Raw genomic sequence first — 19,286 nt, forward strand, 5'->3', positions numbered from 1 at the left:
CGCGGCGCTGTCGGAACGTCAGATTCTACCGCATGCGCTCCCGCGCGCGCCCGCTCGCGCGCAAACGCCGGCGCGGGCGGGGCCGGCGGGCGAGCGCGCGAGAGCCGCCCGCCGTGCCGCGCGCGCCGGGCTACAGCTCGACCGCCCGCCCGGTTTGCAGCGATTCGCGCAGCGCATGGCCGATTCTCGTCGCTTCGAGCGCGTCGGCGAGCGTCGCGCCCCCCGCGCCGCGCTCGCCGCGCACCGCCGCGACGAACGCCTGCGCCTCGATCAGGAATGCGTCCTCGAAGCGGTCGAAGAACGTCGGCGTGCAGGTATGGCGGATGCCCGCCGCATCGTAGATCTCGACACGATTCGCGCGCGGATTGCGGCCGATCGCGAGCGCGCCCGCCGTGCCGATCACGTCCGAATGCGTGTCGTTGCCGTGCGCCATCGTGCGCGACGCGTAGAACATCGCGAGCCGGCCGCCTTCGAACTCGCAGATCGCGACGCCGTTGTCCACGTCGCCGCACGCGCGCAGCCCCTCGTGCAGCGCGACCGCGCCCGCCGCGTACACGCGCGTCGCGCGCGGCGCGCCGAGGAGCCAGCGCGCGACGTCGATGTCATGCACCGTGCAGTCGAGGAAGATGCCGCCCGACGTCGGCGCGAAGCGCACGAAGAAGCCTTCCGGATCGTTCTGGTCGCAGGTCTGCGAACGCACGAGAAACGGCCGGCCGATCTCGCCCGCCGCGACGCGCGCGTATGCGTCCCGATAGCTCGGATCGAAGCGGCGCATGAAGCCGATCGTCGCGACGAGATGCGGCCGCGCGCGCGCCTCGGCGAGCACCCGCTCGCACTCGGCGAGATCGAGCGACAGCGGCTTCTCGCAGAACACGTGCTTGCCCGCGGCGAGCGCCGCGACGATCTGGTCCGCGTGCAGCGCCGACGGCGTGACGAGCCAGAGCGCGTCGAGCTCGGGATCGGCCGCGAGCGCATCGAAATCCTCGTAGACGCGCGGCACCGCGAGCGTCTCGCGCGCCCACGCGCGTTCGTCGGCGACGGGGCTGCACGCGGCCGCGAGCCGCGCGCCCGCGACGCGCCGCGCGAGGTTCTCCGCGTGGCGCCGGCCGAGCCGGCCGAGCCCCGCGATGCCGATGCGCACGGCAGCGGCGCTGTGGCTGACTGTCATCGCATCGCTCCCTCAGGCCGCCGGCTCGCCGAGCTTCACCGCGCGGGCCTCGCGCCACGACAGCGTCGCCGCCTCGGCGAGCGCGAGCGCCTTCACGCCGTCGGCGACCGTCGTGCGCACCGGCTCGCCGTTCGTCACCGACGCGAAGAAATGCTCGATCTCGCGCGCGTACGCGGCGCGATAGCGCTCGAGGAAGAACGCCTCGGGCAGATCCGTCGACACCGCCTGCGCCGAATAGCCCGCCACCTCGGTCGGGCGCACGTTGCCCGCCTGCAGCATCCCGGCGCTGCCGAGCACTTCGAAACGCTGGTCGTAGCCGTACGCGGCGCGGCGCGACGTGTTGATCTGGCAGAGCCGGCCGCGCTTCGTGCGGATCGTGACCGCGGTCGAATCGATGTCGCCCGCCTCCGCGATCGCCGGGTCGGTGAGGCAGCTGCCCGTCGCGTGCAGCGTGTCGGCCTCGTCGTCGAGTATCCAGCGGAAGATGTCGAAATCGTGGATCAGCATGTCCTTGAAGATACCGCCCGAATGCTTGATGTAGTCGACAGGCGGCGCGCCCGGATCGCGGCTCGTCACGACGAGCATCTCCGGCGTGCCGATCTCGCCCGCGTCGACGCGGCGCTTGAGCGCCTCGAACGTCGGATCGAAGCGGCGCTGGAAGCCGATCATGCAGACGACGCCCGCCTGCGCGACGGCCGCCTCGCACGCGCGAGCCCGCGCGAGCGTCAGGTCGACGGGCTTCTCGCAGAACACGTGCTTGCCCGCGCGCGCGGAACCGCAGATCAGGTCGGCGTGCGTGTCGGTGCTCGAGCAGATCACCGATGCGCCGATCGACGCGTCGCCGAGCGCGCCGTCGACGTCGGCAACCTGCGCGCCGTGCTGCGCGGCGAGCGCGGCCGCCGCGTCGCGGCTCACGTCGACCACGTACTTCAGGCGCACGCCGGGCCGGCGCGCGAGATTGCCCGCATGAATGCGGCCGATGCGCCCGGCGCCGAACACGGCGACGTCGATCGTCGGTACTGCGTTAGTCATCGTATCCTCCAATGTCCTTGACTTCTTCCACGTTCAACTCCAGCCGGTACGCGAGCGCGATGAAGAGCGCCTGGCACAGGCAGATCGTGCTCGTGAGCGAACGAAACGCGAATGCGCTGCCCTCCTTCACGAGCAAATGGGCGCTCGCGTCGCGCGCGAGCGGCGACAGACGGCTGTCGGTGATGACGAGCGTCTGCGCATGGTTATGGCGCGCGGCGCGCAGGCAGTACTGCGTTTCCTTGCCGTACGGCGCGAAGCTGATCGCGATCACGACGTCGCCCTTCTTCACGCTGCGGACCTGCTCGCGATACATCCCGCCGAGGCCGGACACGAGGTGCACGCGCTTGGCCGTATGCTGCAGCGCATAGACGATGTAGCTCGCGACCGGGAACGAGCGGCGCACGCCGACCACGTAGATGTTCTCCGCGCGCTCGAGCATCGTGACGGCCGCGTCGAACTGGTCGTCGTCGAGGCCCGCGGCAAGCTCGTCGAGCCCCGCGCGCGATGCGTCGATGAACTGCCGCGCGACCGCGCCGCCCGTCATCGGGCCCGATTTGCCGTCGATCAGGCTGCGGATGCGCTGCTGGTAGCTCTGCACGGTCGGGTTCTGGCCCGTGTACGCATCCTTGAACACCGCCTGCAGATCGGAAAACCCCGAAAAGCCGAAGCGCTGCGCGAAGCGCACGACGGCGGACGGATGCACGCCGCAGCGCTCGGCGATGTCGCTCGTGCGGTCCATCATCACGCTCGAGCGGTGCTCGTCGATATACGACGCGATGCGCTTCAACTGGCGCGGCAGCGTGTCGAAAGCGTCGGCGATCCGCTGCAGCAGGTCGTCGACGGCGGGCGTCTCCGGGGGGGTCGTGTCGTCCATGTGCGCTCCGTCCGGCCGCCCGCCCGCCCGCGCGCGTCGCGCGCGACGGCCAAGCGCCGGACGCCTTGCTCCGTGTCTTGTCGTGAAGCGAGTATAGGCACGGCGCCCACAAAATGGAACAGATTTTCCAACACACGAATAAATAAAATTTTCTTTGCAATTCGTAGCGAGTTGACCTAACCTTGCTCGTGAACGCGGCCCGACCTGCGTTCGCCCGAAAACGACAGACAGAGAAAGGTGGAGACATGAGACTTTGCACTGGCAAGGCCGTCCTGCGCGCGTGCGTCGCCGCGATCGCCGTCGCGGCGGGCGTGGGCGGCGCGGCCCCGGCAGCCCAGGCGGCGGGCGCGCGCTTCGCGCTCATCAGCCACGCGCCCGATTCCGATTCGTGGTGGAACACGATCAAGAACGCGATCAAGCAGGCGGACGAGGACTTCGACGTCACGACCGACTACCGCAATCCGCCGAACGGCGACATCGCCGACATGGCGCGCCTGATCGAGCAGTCGGCCGCGCGCGACTACGACGGCGTGATCACGACGATCGCCGATTACGACGTGCTGAAGAATTCGCTGAAGAAGGTCACCGCGAAGAAGATTCCGCTCGTAACGATCAACTCCGGCACCGAGGAACAGAGCGCGCAACTCGGCGCGATCATGCACGTCGGCCAGCCCGAGTACGTCGCGGGTCACGCGGCGGGCGAGAAGGCGAAGGCGGCCGGCGTGAAGAGCTTCCTCTGCGTGAACCACATCGCGACCAACAGCGTGTCGTTCGACCGCTGCCGCGGCTTCGCCGACGCGATCGGCGCCGACTACAAGAGCTCGACGATCGACTCCGGCCAGGACCCGACCGAGATCCAGTCGAAGGTGAGCGCGTACCTGCGCAACCACCCGAACACGCAGGCGATCCTCACGCTCGGCCCGGTGCCCGCCGCGGCAACGCTGAAGGCGGTCCAGCAGATGGGCCTCACGAACAAGCTGTTCTTCGCGACGTTCGATTTCTCCGACGACATCGCGAAGGCGATCCAGAGCGGCGCGATCAAGTTCGCGATCGACCAGCAGCCGTACCTGCAGGGCTACATCCCGGTGGCCGTGCTCGCGATCGCGAAGCAGAACAAGACCACCGATCCCGTGAAGATCCGCCAGATCCTCGAGGCGAATCCGAAGTTCCAGGCGCGGCTCGCGACATACGGGCTGCAGCCGTCGTACGGGCCGAAGAACATCCGCTCGGGCCCGGGCTTCATCACGAAGGAGAACCTCGACAAGGTGATCAAGTACGCGGGCCAGTACCGCTAACGTTCATCGCATCGATTCGCACGACGCGCGGGCGCTCGTCCGCGCGCTTTACCGGCGCAGCGGAGCGAACGCGCCGCGCGCCGGGCATCAAGGAGACATCATGGGTGTAGTCGGCAAGCACATGTCAGCGCACGCACACGAGAAGCCGCAACCGGGCGCGGCGTCCGACGAGCGGCTGCGCGGCGAAGCGTGGTTCCAGCGCTTTCTCAACCGTCCCGAGTTCGCCGCGATTTCCGGCGCCGTGCTCGTGTTCGCGGTGTTCGCGTTCGGCGCGGGCGGCTCCGGGATGTTCAACCTCGACGGCATCATGAACTGGTCGCAGGTCGCGGCCTACCTCGGCATTCTCGCCGTCGGCGCGTGCCTGCTGATGGTCGCGGGCGAGTTCGACCTGTCGATCGGCTCGATGATCGGCTTCGCCGGGATGATGGTCGCGATCCCGACCGTCTACTTCCATTGGCCGATCTGGCTCGCGGTGCTGTTCGCGTTCGCGGGCTCGATGGCGCTCGGCGCGCTCAACGGCTATCTCGTGATGCGCACGAAGCTGCCGTCGTTCATCGTCACGCTCGCGTTCCTGTTCATCCTGCGGGGCCTGACGCTCGCGCTGTCCATCCTGTTCGCCGACCGCACCATCGTCTCGGGCCTCGGCGACTACGCGCACGCCGATCCCGTCGTGCACTTCCTGTTCCAGGGCGTCGCGTTCCACGAGCTGTTCCGCTGGCTCGCGCACGCCGGCGTTGGCCAGTTGCTCGACAACGGCGAGCCGCTCGTGCCGGGCGTGCCGAAGGTGCTGCTGTGGTGGTTCGCCGTCACCGCGATCGGCGCGTTCGTGCTCGCGAAGACGCGCTACGGCAACTGGATCCTCGCCTCGGGCGGCGACGCGCACGCGGCGAAGAACGTCGGCGTGCCGGTGCGCCGCGTGAAGATCTCGCTGTTCGTGCTGACCGCGTTCTGCGCGTGCCTGTTCGCCGTGCTGCAGGTGGCCGACATCGGCTCGGCCGCAGCCGACCGCGGGCTGCAGAAGGAATTCGAGGCGATCATCGCCGCGGTGATCGGCGGCACGCTGCTCACGGGCGGCTACGGCTCGGTGATCGGCGCCGCGTTCGGCGCGCTGATCTTCGGCGTCGTGCAGATCGGCATCACCTACACGAACATCAGCTCGGACTGGTTCCGCGTGTTCCTCGGCGTGATGCTGCTCGTCGCCGTGCTGTTCAACCACTACGTGCGCCGCCGCGTGTCGCAGTCGTAACGGAGTACAAGCATGTCCACGCCAGCATCCAACGATACGATTCTCGCGCTCGAGAACGTCAGCAAGTATTTCGGCAAGGTGATCGCGCTGTCCGGCGTCACGCTGCGCGTCAAGCGCGGCGAGGTGCATTGCCTGCTCGGCGACAACGGCGCCGGCAAGTCCACGCTCATCAAGACGCTCGCGGGCGTGCACCAGCCGTCCGAAGGGCAGTACCTCGTCGACGGCAAGCCGGTGCTGTTCGATTCGCCGAAGGACGCGCTCGACCTCGGCATCGCGACCGTCTATCAGGACCTCGCGCTCGTGCCGCTCCTGTCCGTCGCGCGCAATTTCTTCATGGGCCGCGAGCCGCAGAAAAAGCTGTTCGGCCTCTTCAACGTGATGGACCTCGATTCGAGCGCGCAGATCGCCCGCGCGAAGCTCGCGGAGATGGGCATCAACGTGCGCGACGCGCACCAGCCGATCGGCACGATGTCGGGCGGCGAGCGCCAGTGCCTCGCGATCGCGCGCGCGATCCATTTCGGCGCGCGCGTGCTGATCCTCGACGAGCCGACCGCCGCGCTCGGCGTCAAGCAGAGCTTCAACGTGCTCAAGCTGATCCACACCGCGCGCGCGAAGGGGATCTCGGTGATCTTCATCACGCACAACGTGCACCACGCGTACCCGATCGGCGATTCGTTCACGCTGCTCAACCGCGGCCGCTCGCTCGGCACGTTCACGAAGGACACGATCAGCAAGAACGAGGTGCTCGACATGATGGCGGGCGGCGCCGAGATGCAGAAGATGATCGCCGAACTCGACGGCGCGACCATTTGATCCAGGATTCGCGATGACTTCCCCTACTCTCTCCTTTGCGCAGAACCGCCCGCTCGACGTGATCTGCATCGGCCGCGTCGCCGTCGATCTGTACGCGCAGCAGATCGGCGCACGGCTCGAGGACGCGTCGAGCTTCGCGAAATATCTCGGCGGCTCGTCGGGCAACATCGCGTTCGGCTGCGCGCGGCTCGGCCTGAAATCGGCGATGCTCTCGCGCGTCGGCCACGACCACATGGGCCGCTTCGTGCGCGAGACGCTCGCGCGCGAAGGCTGCGACACGAGCCGCCTGCGCACCGACGCCGAGCGCCTGACCGCGCTCGTGCTGCTCGGCCTGAAGGACCGCGACACGTTTCCGCTCATCTTCCATCGCGAGAACTGCGCGGACATGGCGCTCGACGAGGACGATTTCGACGAGGCGTTCATCGCGTCGTCGAAGGCGCTCCTCATCACCGGCACGCACTTCTCGACCGAGCAGGTGATGCGCGCGAGCCGCCGCGCGCTCGACTACGCGCGCCGCAACCAGGTGCGCACCGTGCTCGACATCGACTATCGCCCCGTGCTGTGGGGGCTGACCGGCAAGGCCGACGGCGAGACGCGCTTCATCGCGAACGAAGGCGTGACCGCGCACCTGCAGCGGATTCTGCCGCTCTTCGACGTCGTGATCGGCACCGAGGAGGAATTCCGCATCGCGGGCGGCAAGGACGCGCTCCTCGACGCGCTCGCGATGGTGCGCGCGGTGACGAGCGCCGCGCTCGTCGTCAAGCGCGGGCCGCTCGGCTGCTCGATCGTCGACGGCGACGTGCCCGCGACGCTCGACGCGCTGCCCGTCATCGGCGGCGTCGAAGTCGACGTGATGAACGTGCTCGGCGCGGGCGACGCGTTCGCGTCGGGCTTCCTGTCGCAGTGGCTGCGCGGGCGCCCGTTCGCCGAGGCGGCGCGCGCGGCGAACGCGTGCGGCGCGCTCGTCGTGTCGCGGCACGGCTGCGCGCCCGCGATGCCGACGCCCGCCGAGCTCGCGTATTTCCTCGCCGAGGCGAAGCGCGATCCCGCGCGGATGCGCCGCCCCGACCTCGACGCGACGCTCGCGCGGCTGCATCGCGTGACGCCCGCGCGCACGCCGCGCGACGAGGTGCTCGGCTTCGCGTTCGATCACCGCAACCAGTTCTTCGAACTCGCGCGGCAAACGGGCGCGAGCGTCGCGCGCATCGATGCGCTGAAGCGCCTGTTCGTCGAGGCGGTCGCGCAAACGGAGGCGCAGCTCGGGCTCGCGGGCCGCATCGGCGTGCTGATCGACGACCGCTACGGCCAGGACGCGCTCAACGACGCGACGGGCCGCGGCTGGTGGATCGGCCGCCCGGTCGAGCTGCCCGGCTCGCTGCCGCTCGAATTCGATCACGGCCGCTCGATCGGCACGACGCTCGTGTCGTGGCCGCAGGAGCACGTCGCGAAGTGCCTCGTCCAATACCACCCGGACGAGGCCGCCGAGCCGCGAATCGAGCAGGAAACGCAACTGCGCGCGCTGTACGACGCGGTGCAGGCGAGCGGCCACGAACTGCTGCTCGAAGTGATTCCGCCGCGCCGCGCGGATCTGCCGCAGGCGGCCGACACCGTGTACCGCGCGCTCAAGCGCCTGTACAACCTCGGCATCTATCCGGAATGGTGGAAGCTCGCGCCGCTCGACGCCGCGCAATGGCAGGCGATCGACGCGCTCGTCGCCGAACGCGATCCGTACTGCCGCGGCGTCGTGCTGCTCGGCCTGTCGGCGAGCGTCGACGAGCTCGTCGACGGCTTCAGGGCGGCGGCCGCGTCCGCGACGTGCCGCGGCTTCACGGTCGGCCGCACGATCTTCCACGAGCCGAGCCGCGCATGGCTCGCGGGCGAGATCGGCGACGCCGAACTCGTCGCGCGCGTGCGGCAGACGTTCGAGACGCTGATCGGCGCGTGGCGCGCGGCGCGCGCCGACACCCGCGCGCAGGGCCGGCATGCGGCCGCCGCGCCGCGCGTGGCCGCCTAGGAGCGCGCGCATGAACCGCAGAGCAATGGATGACGACACCCTACGGAACCCGAGCGTGAACGACTTCATCGACGACCCGGCCGCGCACCGCCGCGGCACCGTCCGGCTGACCGCCGCGCAGGCGCTCGTGCGCTACCTGGCCGCGCAGCGCGTCGCGACGGACGGCGGCGGCACCTCCGCCCACGACGGCGAGCCCCTGTTCGGCGGCGTGTTCGCGATCTTCGGACACGGCAACGTCGCGGGCCTCGGCGAAGCGCTGCATCAATACCGCGACGCGCTGCCGACCTACCGCGCGCACAACGAGCAGGCGATGGCGCACAGCGCGATCGCGTACTCGAAGGCGCACATGCGCCGCCGGATGATGGCCGTGACGACGTCGATCGGCCCCGGCGCGACGAACCTCGTCACCGCGGCCGCGCTCGCGCACGTGAACCGGCTGCCGGTGCTGCTGCTGCCGGGCGACGTGTTCGTGTCGCGCGCGCCGGACCCGGTGCTGCAGCAGATCGAGGATTTCCACGACGGCGCGATCTCGGCGAACGACGCGTTCAAGGCCGTGTCGCGCTACTTCGACCGGATCGTGCATCCGGCCCAGTTGCTCACCGCGCTGCCGCGCGCGCTGCGCGTGCTGACCGACGCGGCGCTCTGCGGCCCCGTCACGCTCGCGCTGCCGCAGGACGTGCAGGCGATGGCGTACGACTACCCGGCCGAGTTCTTCGCGCCGCGCGCCGTCGCGTTTCATGCGCCCGCACCCGTCGAGGCGGAGCTCGACGCGGCGCTCGCGCAACTGCGCGCGTCGGCGCGGCCGTTCATCGTCGCGGGCGGCGGCGCGCTGTACAGCGAAGGCGGCGCCGCCGCGCTCGCCGCGTTCGCCGAGCGCCACGGCATTCCGGTCGGCGAGACGCAGGCCGGCAAGAGCGCGCTGCCGTGGGACCACCCGCTGAACGCGGGCGCGATCGGCGTGACGGGCTCGCCCGCCGCGAACGCGCTCGCGCACGACGCCGATTGCGTGATCGCGCTCGGCACGCGGCTGCAGGATTTCACGACGGGCTCGAACACGCTGTTCGCGCAGGCGCGCGTCATCGGCATCAACGCGAATGCGTTCGACGCGCTGAAGCATCGCGCGTCGATCGTGCAGGCCGACGCGCGGCTCGCGCTCGATGCGCTCGGCGCGCGCCTCGAAGGCTGGCGTGCCGACGCCGCGTGGACCGCGCGCGCGCAAGCGCTTGCCGGCAACTGGCGCGACGCCGTGACGGCCGTCACGCACGCGCCGCCGCGCGCAGGCGCGCTGCCGTACGACGCCGATGTGATCGGCGCCGTCCAGCGCTCGGCGCCCGATTCGGCCGCGCGCGACATCGCCGTGTGCGCGGCGGGCACGCTGCCCGCCGAGCTGCACAAGCTCTGGCGCGCGGCGGTGCCAGGCGGCTATCACGTCGAGTACGGCTATTCGTGCATGGGCTACGAGATCGCGGGCGGCCTGGGCGCCAAGCTCGCGAAGCCCGAGCGCGACGTGATCGTGATGGTCGGCGACGGCAGCTATCTGATGATGAACAGCGAGATCGCGACGTCGGTGATGCTCGGCGCGAAGCTGATCGTCGTCGTGCTCGACAACCGCGGCTACGGCTGCATCAACCGGCTGCAGCAGGCGTGCGGCGGCGCGCCGTTCAACAACCTGTTCGACGACTGCGTGCAAGGCCCGCTCGGCGCGCCGCGCATCGATTTCGCCGCGCACGCGCGCGCGCTCGGCGCACACGCGGAGCACGTCGCCGACGTCGCCGCGCTCGAAGCGGCGATGGCGCGCGCCCGCGCGTCCGATCGCACGTACGTGATCTGCATCGATACCGATCCCGCCCGCACGACGCCCGACGGCGGCTGGTGGTGGGAAGTCGCGGTGCCCGAAGTGTCGCCGCGCGGCGCGGTGCGCGACGCACGCGCGAACTATGAGCGGCACGTGGCCGCGCGCGCCGCGGCCGCCCCCGCTTCGTCTTCACCCTCTACCCCGGAATCATCGACATGAGCGCACCCGACATCCGTATCGGCATCAATCCGCTGTCGTGGATGAACGACGACCTGCCGTCGCTCGGCGGCGAGACGCCGCTCGCCGTCGCGCTGACCGAAGGCCGCGAGATCGGCTACGACGGTTTCGAGCTCGGCAACAAGTTTCCGCGCGAGCCGCAGGCGCTGAAGGCCCTCCTCGCGCAATACGATCTGTCGCTCGTGTCCGGCTGGTACTCGGGCCGGCTCGCCGAGCGCGGCGTGCAGGAAGAGATCGACGCGGTCGGCCCGCATCTGGAATTGCTCGCGAAGAACGGCGCGAACGTGATGGTCTACGGCGAAGTGGCCGGCACGATCCAGGGCTCGCCCGCGCCGCTTTACCAGCGCCCGCGCTTCGTCCACGACGCGCAATGGGACGCGTACGCCGAGCGCGTCGACGCGTTCGCGCGCTATACGCTGTCGCAGGGCGTGCGGCTCGGCTACCACCATCACATGGGCGCGTACGTCGAATCCCCCGCCGACGTCGACCGCCTGATGGCGAGCACGAGCGACGCGGTGGGCCTGCTGTTCGACGCCGGCCACATCACGTTCGGCGGCGGCGATCCGGCGGCCGAGCTCGCGAAGCACATCGGCCGCGTGTGCCACGTCCATTGCAAGGACGTGCGCCCGGCCGTGATCCGGCTCGCGCGCAACCGCAACTGGAGCTTTCTCGACGCGGTGATCGCCGGCGCGTTCACGGTGCCGGGCGACGGCTCGATCGATTTCCCGACGATCGTCGACATGCTCAAGCGCCACGGCTATCGCGGCTGGCTCGTCGTCGAGGCCGAGCAGGACCCGGCCGTCGCGCCGAGCTACGCGTATGCGCAAAAGGGCTACCGGACGCTGCGCGCGCTCGTCGACGCGCCGCTCTCGCCCGTCGATCACAAGGAGGCGGCGTAATGAGTCTGCTCGTCAAGGGCGCGGGCGACGGCATGTCGATCGCGCGCGTCACGCCGGAATCGGCGCACTGGAAGCACGTCGGCTTCGCCGCGTATCGGCTGAAGGCGGGCGAGGCGGTCGAGCTCGCCGAGGCCGCGCGCGAGATGTGCATCGTCGTGCTCACCGGCACCGTCGACATCGAAGTGGGCGACGGCACGCGCTGGACCGAGCTCGGCTCGCGCGACAGCGTGTTCGACGGCGTCGCGCCGTACGCGCTGTACCTGCCGCCGAAGCGCTCCGTCACCGTGCGCGCGTCGCGCGACGCGGAGCTCGGCGTCGCGAGCGCGCCCGCGACCGGCCGCTATCCGGCGCGGCTCATCAAGCCGTCGCAGATGCAGCGCTCGGTGCGCGGCAGCGGCGCGAACACGCGCTACGTCTGCGATATCCTGCCGCAGACCGAGCCTGCGGAGTCGCTGCTCGTCGTCGAGGTGCGCACGCCGTCCGGGCACTCGTCGAGCTATCCGCCGCACAAGCACGACACCGATAACGTGCCCGTCGAGAGTTCGCTCGAGGAAACGTACTACCATCGCGTGCATCCGCCGCAGGGCTTCGTGTTCCAGCGCGTGTACACCGATTCGCGCGACATCGACGAATCGATGGCCGTCTGCGATCACGACGTCGTGCTCGTGCCGCGCGGCTATCATCCGGTCGTCGTGCCTTACGGGTATGAGTCGTACTATCTGAACGTGATGGCCGGGCCCACTCGCGTGTGGCACTTCAAGAACGATCCCGCGCACGAGTGGATGCTGAGCGGCGGGCGTTGACGGCCGAACGGCGGCGCCGCGAGCGGCTCGCCGCGCGGCGTTCGTCGCCCGGCGCGCCCGCCCGTCAACCGACGCTGAGCCAACGCTCGACGATGCCCGCATCGAGCGCCTTCGCCGGGCCGTCGTAGACGATCCTTCCCCGCCCCATCACCGCGACCCGCGACGCGAGCGCCGGCGCGAGCTGCATCCGCTGCTCGATCAGCAGCAGCGCGACGCCTTGCGCCTTCGCGCCGGCGAGACACGCGCGAACCTGCTCGACCGCGAGCGGCGCGAGCCCTTCGGCCGGCTCGTCGGCGATCAGCACGCGCGGCGCGCCGATCAACGCGCGCGCGAGCGCGAGCATCTGCTGCTCGCCGCCCGACAGCACGCCCGCCTTCGTTCGCCAGCGCTCGGCGAGCATCGGGTAGCGCTCGCGCGCGGCGTCGAGCGCCGCGCGCGCGGCGGCGCCCGACACGCCGCGCAGGCCGAGCCGCAGATTGTCCTCGACGCTCAGGAGCGCGAACACGTCGCGGCTCTCGGCGACGTAGCCGACCCGATGCCGCGCGACCGCGAACGTCGGCGCGCCCGCGACGTCGATGCCGTCGACGCGCACCGTCCCCGCAACCCGCACCATTCCCATGATCGCCTTCGCGAGCGTCGAGCGGCCCGAGCCGTTGCGCCCGACGAGCGCGACGGCCTCGCCCGCCGCGATCCGCAGATCGACGCCGTCGAGCACCGGCAGCGCGCCGTATCCGGCGCGCACGCCGCGCAATTCGACGAGCGCGCTCATCGCTCGAACGCCTCGCCGAGATACGCGGCGCGCACGGCCGCGTTCGCGCGGATCGCGGCGGGCGAGCCGGTCGCGACCAGCTCGCCGCGCACGAGCACCGACACGCGATCGGCGAAGCCGAACACCGCATCCATGTCGTGCTCGATCATCAGCACCGTCTTGCCCGCCGTCGCGCGGCGGATCAGCTCGATCGTGCGCCGCGCCTGCTCGCGGCTCATCCCGGCCGTCGGCTCGTCGAACAGGAATACCGACGCGCCGCTCGCGAGCGCGAGCCCTACGTCGAGCGCGCGCTGCTCCGCGTAGCTCAGGCTGCCCGCGAGCGCGTCGCGGTGCGCGGCGAGGCCGATCGACGCGAGCGCCGCGTCGGCCGCGCGATCGATCGCGGCAGAACCGGCGAGCCGGTTGCGCCAGCGGCGGCGCTCGCGCGGCGCGTGCAACGCCGCGCATCGCAGGTTGTCGTAGACGGTCATCCGCGCGAACACGCTCGTCTGCTGGAAGCTGCGCGCGAACCCGAGGCGCGCGACCGCATGCGGCCGCCGCCGCCCGAGCTCGACGCCGTTCATCGCGATGCGGCCGTGCGTCGGCGCGAGCGCGCCCGCGATCAGATTGAAGAGCGTCGACTTGCCGGCGCCGTTCGGGCCGATCAGCGCATGACGCTCGCCGTGGCGGATCGTCAGATCGACGCCGACGAGCACCGGCGTCGCGCCGAACGACTTGCCGACGTTCGTCATGCGCAGCGCGGGCGGCGCGCTCGCCGTGCGCACGCCGAGCGCGCCGGGATCGGCCTCGGCCGCTCCGGCGGCGGTGGCCGTCGCGAACGATGACGATGGCGATGACGATGACGCGTCGCCGGGCGCGCCCGCAACGCGGCGCATGCCTGTCGCGCCGGGCGCGCTCGCCGCATCGGCCGGGTCGGCGGCGTGGGCTGCGTCGCCTGGGCCCGGCGCAACCGATGCGCCTGACAGACCGCATGCATTCGCCCCGTCGGCGTCCGACGCGCCCAGGCGATGCGCGCCGCGCCGCAGCCGCGCCGCATGCGCGAGACCGGCCGCGAGCGCGGCCGCGATCGCCGCGATCCCCCAGCCGAGCGGCGCGAGCGCATCGAATCGCCAAGGCCCGATAACGGCGCGCCGCCCGTCGTCCTGCGCGAACTGCAGCGCATACGCAAGCTCGACGGCGAACACGATCGCGACGCCGCCGGCCAGCGCCGCGCCCGCGCCGAGGAGCGCGCCGAAGAACCCGCTTCGTCCATCGAAGCGCGCCGCGCGCCGCCGTCGCACGCGCCACCAGCCGCTGGCGCCGCCCGGCGCGGCGAGCACGACGGCGACGAACAGCAGCCCGAGATACAGCAGCCACGCGCGCGACACGCTCGCGACGAACACGCTGAAGAACGTCAGCAGCACCGCGCCGACAACGGGCCCGAAGAACGCCGTCGCGCCGCCGATCACCGTCGCGAACAGCACCGCGCCCGAGCGCAGCATCCCGACGCTCTCCGACGTCGCGACCTCGACGTCGATCAGCGTCAGCGCGCCCGACACGCCGGCAAAGAACGCGGCCGCGATCGCCATCGCGTAGCGCACGCGGCGCGGATCGGTGCCTAGCGCGGCGACGCGCGCCGGATTGTCGCGCACCGCGTTCGCGAGCCGCGCGAACGGCGTACGCACGAGCACGCGCATCGCGACCGCCGCGGCGACGCACCAGACCGCGATCAACGCATACGCATGCATCGGCTTGCCGAAATCCCATGCGGCGAGCGCGGGGCCCGCCGCGCGATCGATCGACACGCCGCCCGCGCCGCCGAACCAGTCGGGCACGCTCCACGCGGCGGCCGCGACGAGCTCGCCGAGCCCGAGCGTGATCATCGCGAACGCGGTGCCCGCACGGCGCGTCGCGACGAAGCCGAACAGCGCGCCGAACGCCGCGCCCGCGACACCGCCCGCGAGCGGCACGAGCGGCAGCGGCAGGCCGTAGCGATTGAATCCGTGCGCGGCGACGAACGCGCCGAGCCCCGCGAACGCCGCGTGCCCGAACGACAGCAGCCCCGTCGTGCCGAGCAGCAGGTTGTACGACAGCGCGAGCACGATCATCGCGGCCGTCTGCGCGAGATAGCCGAGCATCCAGCCGCGCGGCCACGCGAGCGCGGGCACGACGAGCAGCGCGACGAGCGCAAGCCATGACAGCGCTTCCGGCAGGCGGCTTCGCGCCGCGTTCGCGCTAGACATCGGCGCGCTCGCCGAACAGGCCGCGCGCGCGGCACGCGAGCACCGCGACGAGCAGCAGATACGGAATCAGCGGTGCGAGCTGCGCGAGCGTCAACGCGCGCCACGCGTCGGGCAGCGCGATGCCCGCCCACTGCGCCGCGTCGCCGAGCGATGCGCGGCTCGCCGTCGCGAACGTCTGCGCGCAGCCCACCGCGAGCGATGCGACGAGCGCGCCCGCGAGCGAACCGAGCCCGCCGATCACGATCACCGCGAACACGACCGAGCCGAGCGTCTGCGCCATCGCGGGCTCGATCACCGCGAGCGGCGCGCCGATCACGCCGGCGAGCGCGGCAAGCGCGGTGCCTGCGGCGAACACGAGCGTCATCACGCGCGGCACGTCGTGGCCGAGCGCCTCGACGGCCGCGCGATGCGTGAGCGCCGCGCGCACGACGAGCCCGGTCTGCGACACGCGCAGCACCGCCCACAGCGCGCCGAGCATCGCGAACGACACGCTCGTCATGAACACGCGATAACGCGGGAAGACGGCGCCGTAGACGGTGAACGCCGCGCCGTCGAGCACGGCGGGCACGGGCGCGGTGAGCGGCGCGAGCCCCCACACGAGCTTCACGCCTTCGCCGATCAGATACGCGAGCCCGAACGTGAGCAGCAACTCGTCCAGATGGCCGCCCGACCGCACCCGCCTGAGCAGCGTGCGCTCGCAGAGCGCGCCGAATGCGCCGACGGCGAGCGGCGCGGCGACGAGCGCGACCCAGAAGCTCGTGCGCGCGGCGATCGCGCAGCCGGCGTACGCGCCGAGCATGTAGAAGCTCGCATGCGCGAAATTGAGCACCCCGAGCATGCCGAAGATCAGCGTGAGCCCCGCACACAGCATGAACAGCAGCAGCCCGTAGCTCAGGCCGTTCAGCAGATTGACGACGATCGACTGCACCGCGTCAGGCCGCCTGCGCGACGAGCGGCGCGAGCGCGGCGCGCAGCGGCTCGGGCAGCGGCACCGGCCGGCGCGTCGCGCGATCGACGTACACGTGCACGAAATGCCCTTGCGCGGCGGCCGACGCTTCGCCGTGCGCAAAGAGGCCGATCTCGTAGCGCACGCTCGACGAACCGAGCCGCGCGACCCGCAGCCCCGCTTCTACGCACTGCGGAAACACCAGCGGCGCGAAATAGTTGCACTGCGTCTCGACGACGAGGCCGATCGTCTCGCCGCGCTCGACATCGAGTGCGCCGCGGCGAATCAGGTATTCGTTGACGACCGTGTCGAAGTAGCTGTAGTAGACGACGTTGTTCACGTGCCCGTAGACGTCGTTGTCCATCCAGCGTGTCGTGATCGGCAGGAAATGGCGATAGGCGCTGCGCGGCAGCGGAACGGGTTTGGTCAAGGACATGTCGGAGCGGTGCGAAGAGACGGTTGCTTGACGACGGGTTGGAAATGGCCGCCATGGCCGGACGGTTGCACGGCGGCGGCGGCGATGGCAGCGATGGCGGCGGCGCGTTCGCCGCGCGTCGACGGGGCGCGTGAACGCGGCCGCCCAAACGCCCGTGAACACGCGTGCGACAACACCGGCGAACAGGTCCGCCCAGTCGCCCGCGACGCAACGCGCGCCGCCGTCACAGCGATTCGACGAGCATGCGCCGGTAGTCGTCGGCCGACGCGACGCGCGGATTCGTCTTGTGGCAATGGTCGGCGAGCGCGCCTTCGATCACGTGGTCGAACACACGCTCGTCGACGCCCATTTGCGCGAGGCCCGTCGGCAGGCCGAGGCGCGCCGTCATGTCGTGCAGCGCCTGCGGCAGGTCCGCGTTCTCCGGCAGGTTCATCACGCGGCGCATCCGCGCATAGCGGCGCTCGGCGACGACGCTCGGCGCGTGCTCGTTGAAGCGCAGCACTGCGGGCAGCACGACCGCGTTCAGCGTGCCGTGATGCAGCGACGTCTTGCCGTTCACCTTCACGCCGCCCAACGGATGCGACAGCGAATGCACGCAGCCGAGCCCTTTCTGGAACGCCATCGCGCCCTGCATCGACGCGCTCATCATCGCGAGGCGCGCGGCGCGGTCGCCGCCGTCGTGCGTCGCGCGCTCGATGTGCGCCCACGCGCGCTCGAGGCCGTCGAGCGCGATGCCGTCGGCGGGTGGATTGAACGCCGGCGCGAGAAACGTTTCGATGCAGTGCGCGATCGCGTCCATGCCGGTCGCCGCCGTGAGCCCGGGCGGCAGGCCGAGCGTGAGCGACGGATCGCAGATCGCCGCCTTCGGCAGCAGATGCCACGAATGGAAGCCGAGCTTGCGGCCGTCGGCGAGGATCAGGATCGCGCCGCGCGCGACCTCGCTGCCCGTGCCCGACGTCGTCGGCACCGCGATGAGCGGCGCGACGCCCGCGCTGATCCGGCCGCTGCCGCCCTCGATCGTCGCGTATTGCGTGAGCGGCGCGGGATGCGTCGCCGCGATCGCGACGCCCTTCGCGAGATCGATCGCCGAGCCGCCGCCGACCGCGACGAGCCCGTCGCAGCCTTCGTCGCGATAGCGCTGCGCGGCGGCGAGCACGGCGGCTTCGGTCGGATTCGACGGCGTGTCGTCGAACACGGGCAGCGCGCCGAGGCCGAGCGCATCGAGCGCGCGATCGACGAGCCCCGCGGCCGCGACGCCCTTGTCCGTCACGACGAGCGGCCGCGCGATGCCGCTGCGCGCGCACTCGGCGCCGAGCATCGCGAGCGCGTCGTCGCCGAGATGGATGTGCGTCAGGTAATAGATATAGGCCACCGGAAGTCTCCTTCGATCGTGCTCGTTCGAATCGCCCCGCCGCGCGGCGCTGGACAAGCGGCCGCCGTCCGGGCGAACATGCGACGCCGGGCGCGGCGCACGCGGGGCGTGCCGCACAGAAAAGCATAGATTGCGGCAAATTCCAAGGGGCGCGGCGCAAGGACATTTTCACATCGACGAGGAAACATCATGGCAGATCCGCAGCTCATCACGACCGCTTTCGACCTCCCGGGCTACCGGATCGAACGCTCGCTCGGCGTCGCGCGCGGCATCGTCGTGCGTTCGCGCTCGATCGTCGGCACGTTCGGCGCATCGATTCAAACGCTGTTCGGCGGCAACATTTCGCTCTACACGTCGCTGTGCGAGCGCGCGCGGCAGGACGCTTACGAACGGATGATCGAAGAGGCGCGGCAAATGGGCGGCAACGCGATCGTCGGGATGCGCTACGACGCGACCGAGATCGCGTCCGGCGTCACCGAGGTGCTGTGCTACGGCACTGCGGTGCAGGCGGTGCGCGCCGGCTGACCCCGGCATCGCGGGCGGGGCGCGGGACGCGCATTCCGCCGGCTCGCCGCGGTGCTCGCGGCTTGCGCCCGCCCGTCATTCGCGATCGTGCTTTATCCGTTGTTCGCGGCGGCGGCCCCGGGGAAATCGACGAACTCGAACTCGAGGCCGCGCGAGCGCATCCAGTCGGCAACCGCCTGGCCGGTTCCCGCCCGCCACGGGCGCAGCTTCGGCGGATCGACGAGCCGATACTCGAGCAACTCGGGCGACAGGCGAATCGTCCCGTTCGCGCGCACGTGATACGCGATGATCAACTCGTTCTTGCGGATGAATTCGTAGACGCCGACGAGCGTCACCGATTCGGCCTCGAGCGACGTCTCCTCGCGCACCTCGCGCGCGATGCCCGCCTCCGGCGTCTCGCTGTGCTCGAGAAAGCCGGTGATGAGCGCGAACGTCCCCTCGGGCCACGCGGCGTTGCGCGCGAGCAGGATTTTGCCTTCGTACTCGACGATCGCCGCGACGACGGGCACCGGGTTGTTCCAGTGGACGTAGCCGCAGGTCGCGTCGGGACACGCGCGGCGCACGCGGCCGCCCTCCTCGACGGGATCGGCGCGCTCGGTGAGCGCTCGCGTGCAGCGAGGACAAAAACGGTAGTCTGCGGTGGTCATGGTCGGGCGCTCGGGGCTTTGCGCATTCGCTCGAATGCGTCGGGGTCACGGGCGGATCTTGCCGCTCCCGGATCGGAAAGGCTTCATTCTAGCGAGTTTGGACGAACGGAATACGCGCTGCGCGCGATGGAACGCGGCCGGCTCGCTTGTTTCACAAAGCCGGCTTTCGTTGCCCCGAGGCCGTTCGCCGATG

At 70.8% G+C, this 19,286-nt stretch carries 17 protein-coding genes; 8 read left to right on the forward strand and 9 right to left on the reverse strand.

The window, feature by feature from the left end:
- Window positions 1-130: 130 nt before the first annotated feature.
- The 3 genes from BTH_RS25655 to BTH_RS25665 are packed head-to-tail and all read right to left on the reverse strand — an operon-like array spanning window position 131 to window position 3,074.
- Window positions 131-1,168: a Gfo/Idh/MocA family oxidoreductase gene (locus BTH_RS25655; protein ID WP_009891663.1), complete on the reverse strand. Its 1,038-nt coding sequence runs from the start codon at window positions 1,166-1,168 to the stop codon at window positions 131-133.
- Window positions 1,169-1,180: 12 nt separating this feature from the next.
- Window positions 1,181-2,200, reverse strand: coding sequence for an inositol 2-dehydrogenase (gene iolG / locus BTH_RS25660; RefSeq protein WP_009891664.1), 1,020 nt, complete (start codon window positions 2,198-2,200; stop codon window positions 1,181-1,183).
- The gene (locus BTH_RS25665; protein WP_009891665.1) at window positions 2,193-3,074 is read right to left on the reverse strand and encodes a MurR/RpiR family transcriptional regulator; all 882 of its coding nucleotides are present in this window, start codon (window positions 3,072-3,074) and stop codon (window positions 2,193-2,195) included. The genes iolG and BTH_RS25665 overlap by 8 nt, the downstream gene beginning before the upstream one ends.
- Before the next feature lie 245 nt (window positions 3,075-3,319).
- Between BTH_RS25665 and BTH_RS25670 the strand changes: the two genes are divergently transcribed.
- The 7 genes from BTH_RS25670 to iolB all read left to right on the forward strand — a co-directional run bounded on the left by BTH_RS25670 (window position 3,320) and on the right by iolB (window position 12,176).
- Complete coding sequence (locus BTH_RS25670) at window positions 3,320-4,369, forward strand: sugar ABC transporter substrate-binding protein (protein ID WP_009891666.1); 1,050 nt, start codon at window positions 3,320-3,322, stop codon at window positions 4,367-4,369.
- 100 nt (window positions 4,370-4,469) lie between these two features.
- On the forward strand, window positions 4,470-5,615 hold the full coding sequence (locus BTH_RS25675; RefSeq protein WP_009891668.1) for an ABC transporter permease: 1,146 nt from the start codon (window positions 4,470-4,472) through the stop codon (window positions 5,613-5,615).
- Window positions 5,616-5,627: 12 nt separating this feature from the next.
- Window positions 5,628-6,428 (forward strand): ATP-binding cassette domain-containing protein, encoded by an 801-nt coding sequence (locus BTH_RS25680; RefSeq protein WP_009891669.1) that lies wholly within the window; start codon window positions 5,628-5,630, stop codon window positions 6,426-6,428.
- A gap of 13 nt (window positions 6,429-6,441) precedes the next feature.
- On the forward strand, window positions 6,442-8,442 hold the full coding sequence (gene iolC / locus BTH_RS25685; RefSeq protein WP_011402440.1) for a bifunctional 5-dehydro-2-deoxygluconokinase/5-dehydro-2-deoxyphosphogluconate aldolase: 2,001 nt from the start codon (window positions 6,442-6,444) through the stop codon (window positions 8,440-8,442).
- Window positions 8,443-8,452: 10 nt separating this feature from the next.
- Window positions 8,453-10,456: a 3D-(3,5/4)-trihydroxycyclohexane-1,2-dione acylhydrolase (decyclizing) gene (gene iolD, locus BTH_RS25690; protein ID WP_011402441.1), complete on the forward strand. Its 2,004-nt coding sequence runs from the start codon at window positions 8,453-8,455 to the stop codon at window positions 10,454-10,456.
- Window positions 10,453-11,373: a myo-inosose-2 dehydratase gene (iolE, locus tag BTH_RS25695; RefSeq protein ID WP_009891675.1), complete on the forward strand. Its 921-nt coding sequence runs from the start codon at window positions 10,453-10,455 to the stop codon at window positions 11,371-11,373. The genes iolD and iolE overlap by 4 nt, the downstream gene beginning before the upstream one ends.
- A complete protein-coding gene (gene iolB / locus BTH_RS25700; RefSeq protein ID WP_009891677.1) occupies window positions 11,373-12,176 on the forward strand; it encodes a 5-deoxy-glucuronate isomerase in 804 nt (267 codons plus the stop codon). Before iolE ends, iolB begins: the two co-directional genes overlap by 1 nt.
- A 64-nt stretch (window positions 12,177-12,240) precedes the next feature.
- On the opposite strand, the gene BTH_RS25705 is transcribed toward iolB, so the two are convergent.
- The 5 genes from BTH_RS25705 to BTH_RS25725 form a co-directional block, all read right to left on the reverse strand.
- The gene (locus tag BTH_RS25705) at window positions 12,241-12,945 is read right to left on the reverse strand and encodes an ABC transporter ATP-binding protein (protein ID WP_009891678.1); all 705 of its coding nucleotides are present in this window, start codon (window positions 12,943-12,945) and stop codon (window positions 12,241-12,243) included.
- Window positions 12,942-15,167, reverse strand: coding sequence for a branched-chain amino acid ABC transporter ATP-binding protein/permease (locus BTH_RS25710; protein ID WP_009891679.1), 2,226 nt, complete (start codon window positions 15,165-15,167; stop codon window positions 12,942-12,944). The genes BTH_RS25705 and BTH_RS25710 overlap by 4 nt, the downstream gene beginning before the upstream one ends.
- Entirely contained in the window at window positions 15,160-16,095 is a 936-nt protein-coding gene (locus BTH_RS25715) for a branched-chain amino acid ABC transporter permease (RefSeq protein ID WP_009891680.1), read from the reverse strand. The genes BTH_RS25710 and BTH_RS25715 overlap by 8 nt, the downstream gene beginning before the upstream one ends.
- A 4-nt stretch (window positions 16,096-16,099) precedes the next feature.
- Window positions 16,100-16,549, reverse strand: a complete 450-nt coding sequence (locus BTH_RS25720; RefSeq protein ID WP_009909721.1) for an acyl-CoA thioesterase — start codon at window positions 16,547-16,549, stop codon at window positions 16,100-16,102.
- Window positions 16,550-16,772: 223 nt separating this feature from the next.
- Window positions 16,773-17,921 carry an iron-containing alcohol dehydrogenase gene (locus BTH_RS25725; protein WP_009891683.1) on the reverse strand — a complete coding sequence of 383 codons (1,149 nt, stop codon included), beginning with the start codon at window positions 17,919-17,921 and terminating at the stop codon, window positions 16,773-16,775.
- Between the two features lie 189 nt (window positions 17,922-18,110).
- On the opposite strand from BTH_RS25725, the gene BTH_RS25730 reads away from it, so the two are divergent.
- On the forward strand, window positions 18,111-18,446 hold the full coding sequence (locus BTH_RS25730; RefSeq protein ID WP_009891685.1) for a YbjQ family protein: 336 nt from the start codon (window positions 18,111-18,113) through the stop codon (window positions 18,444-18,446).
- 92 nt (window positions 18,447-18,538) lie between these two features.
- Here the strand turns inward: BTH_RS25730 and BTH_RS25735 are convergent, their stop codons facing one another.
- Window positions 18,539-19,093, reverse strand: a complete 555-nt coding sequence (locus BTH_RS25735) for an NUDIX domain-containing protein (protein ID WP_009891687.1) — start codon at window positions 19,091-19,093, stop codon at window positions 18,539-18,541.
- Between the last annotated feature and the right edge of the window lie 193 nt (window positions 19,094-19,286).

Source organism: Burkholderia thailandensis E264 (assembly GCF_000012365.1).
Taxonomy (GTDB): domain Bacteria; phylum Pseudomonadota; class Gammaproteobacteria; order Burkholderiales; family Burkholderiaceae; genus Burkholderia; species Burkholderia thailandensis.

Coding starts and splice junctions, on each gene's coding strand:
- BTH_RS25655 (WP_009891663.1), bottom strand. CDS start 1,168: ATGACAGTCAGCCACAGCGCCGCTGCCGTGCGCATCGGCATCGCGGGG.
- iolG (WP_009891664.1), bottom strand. CDS start 2,200: ATGACTAACGCAGTACCGACGATCGACGTCGCCGTGTTCGGCGCCGGG.
- BTH_RS25665 (WP_009891665.1), bottom strand. CDS start 3,074: ATGGACGACACGACCCCCCCGGAGACGCCCGCCGTCGACGACCTGCTG.
- BTH_RS25670 (WP_009891666.1), top strand. CDS start 3,320: ATGAGACTTTGCACTGGCAAGGCCGTCCTGCGCGCGTGCGTCGCCGCG.
- BTH_RS25675 (WP_009891668.1), top strand. CDS start 4,470: ATGGGTGTAGTCGGCAAGCACATGTCAGCGCACGCACACGAGAAGCCG.
- BTH_RS25680 (WP_009891669.1), top strand. CDS start 5,628: ATGTCCACGCCAGCATCCAACGATACGATTCTCGCGCTCGAGAACGTC.
- iolC (WP_011402440.1), top strand. CDS start 6,442: ATGACTTCCCCTACTCTCTCCTTTGCGCAGAACCGCCCGCTCGACGTG.
- iolD (WP_011402441.1), top strand. CDS start 8,453: ATGAACCGCAGAGCAATGGATGACGACACCCTACGGAACCCGAGCGTG.
- iolE (WP_009891675.1), top strand. CDS start 10,453: ATGAGCGCACCCGACATCCGTATCGGCATCAATCCGCTGTCGTGGATG.
- iolB (WP_009891677.1), top strand. CDS start 11,373: ATGAGTCTGCTCGTCAAGGGCGCGGGCGACGGCATGTCGATCGCGCGC.
- BTH_RS25705 (WP_009891678.1), bottom strand. CDS start 12,945: ATGAGCGCGCTCGTCGAATTGCGCGGCGTGCGCGCCGGATACGGCGCG.
- BTH_RS25710 (WP_009891679.1), bottom strand. CDS start 15,167: ATGTCTAGCGCGAACGCGGCGCGAAGCCGCCTGCCGGAAGCGCTGTCA.
- BTH_RS25720 (WP_009909721.1), bottom strand. CDS start 16,549: ATGTCCTTGACCAAACCCGTTCCGCTGCCGCGCAGCGCCTATCGCCAT.
- BTH_RS25730 (WP_009891685.1), top strand. CDS start 18,111: ATGGCAGATCCGCAGCTCATCACGACCGCTTTCGACCTCCCGGGCTAC.
- BTH_RS25735 (WP_009891687.1), bottom strand. CDS start 19,093: ATGACCACCGCAGACTACCGTTTTTGTCCTCGCTGCACGCGAGCGCTC.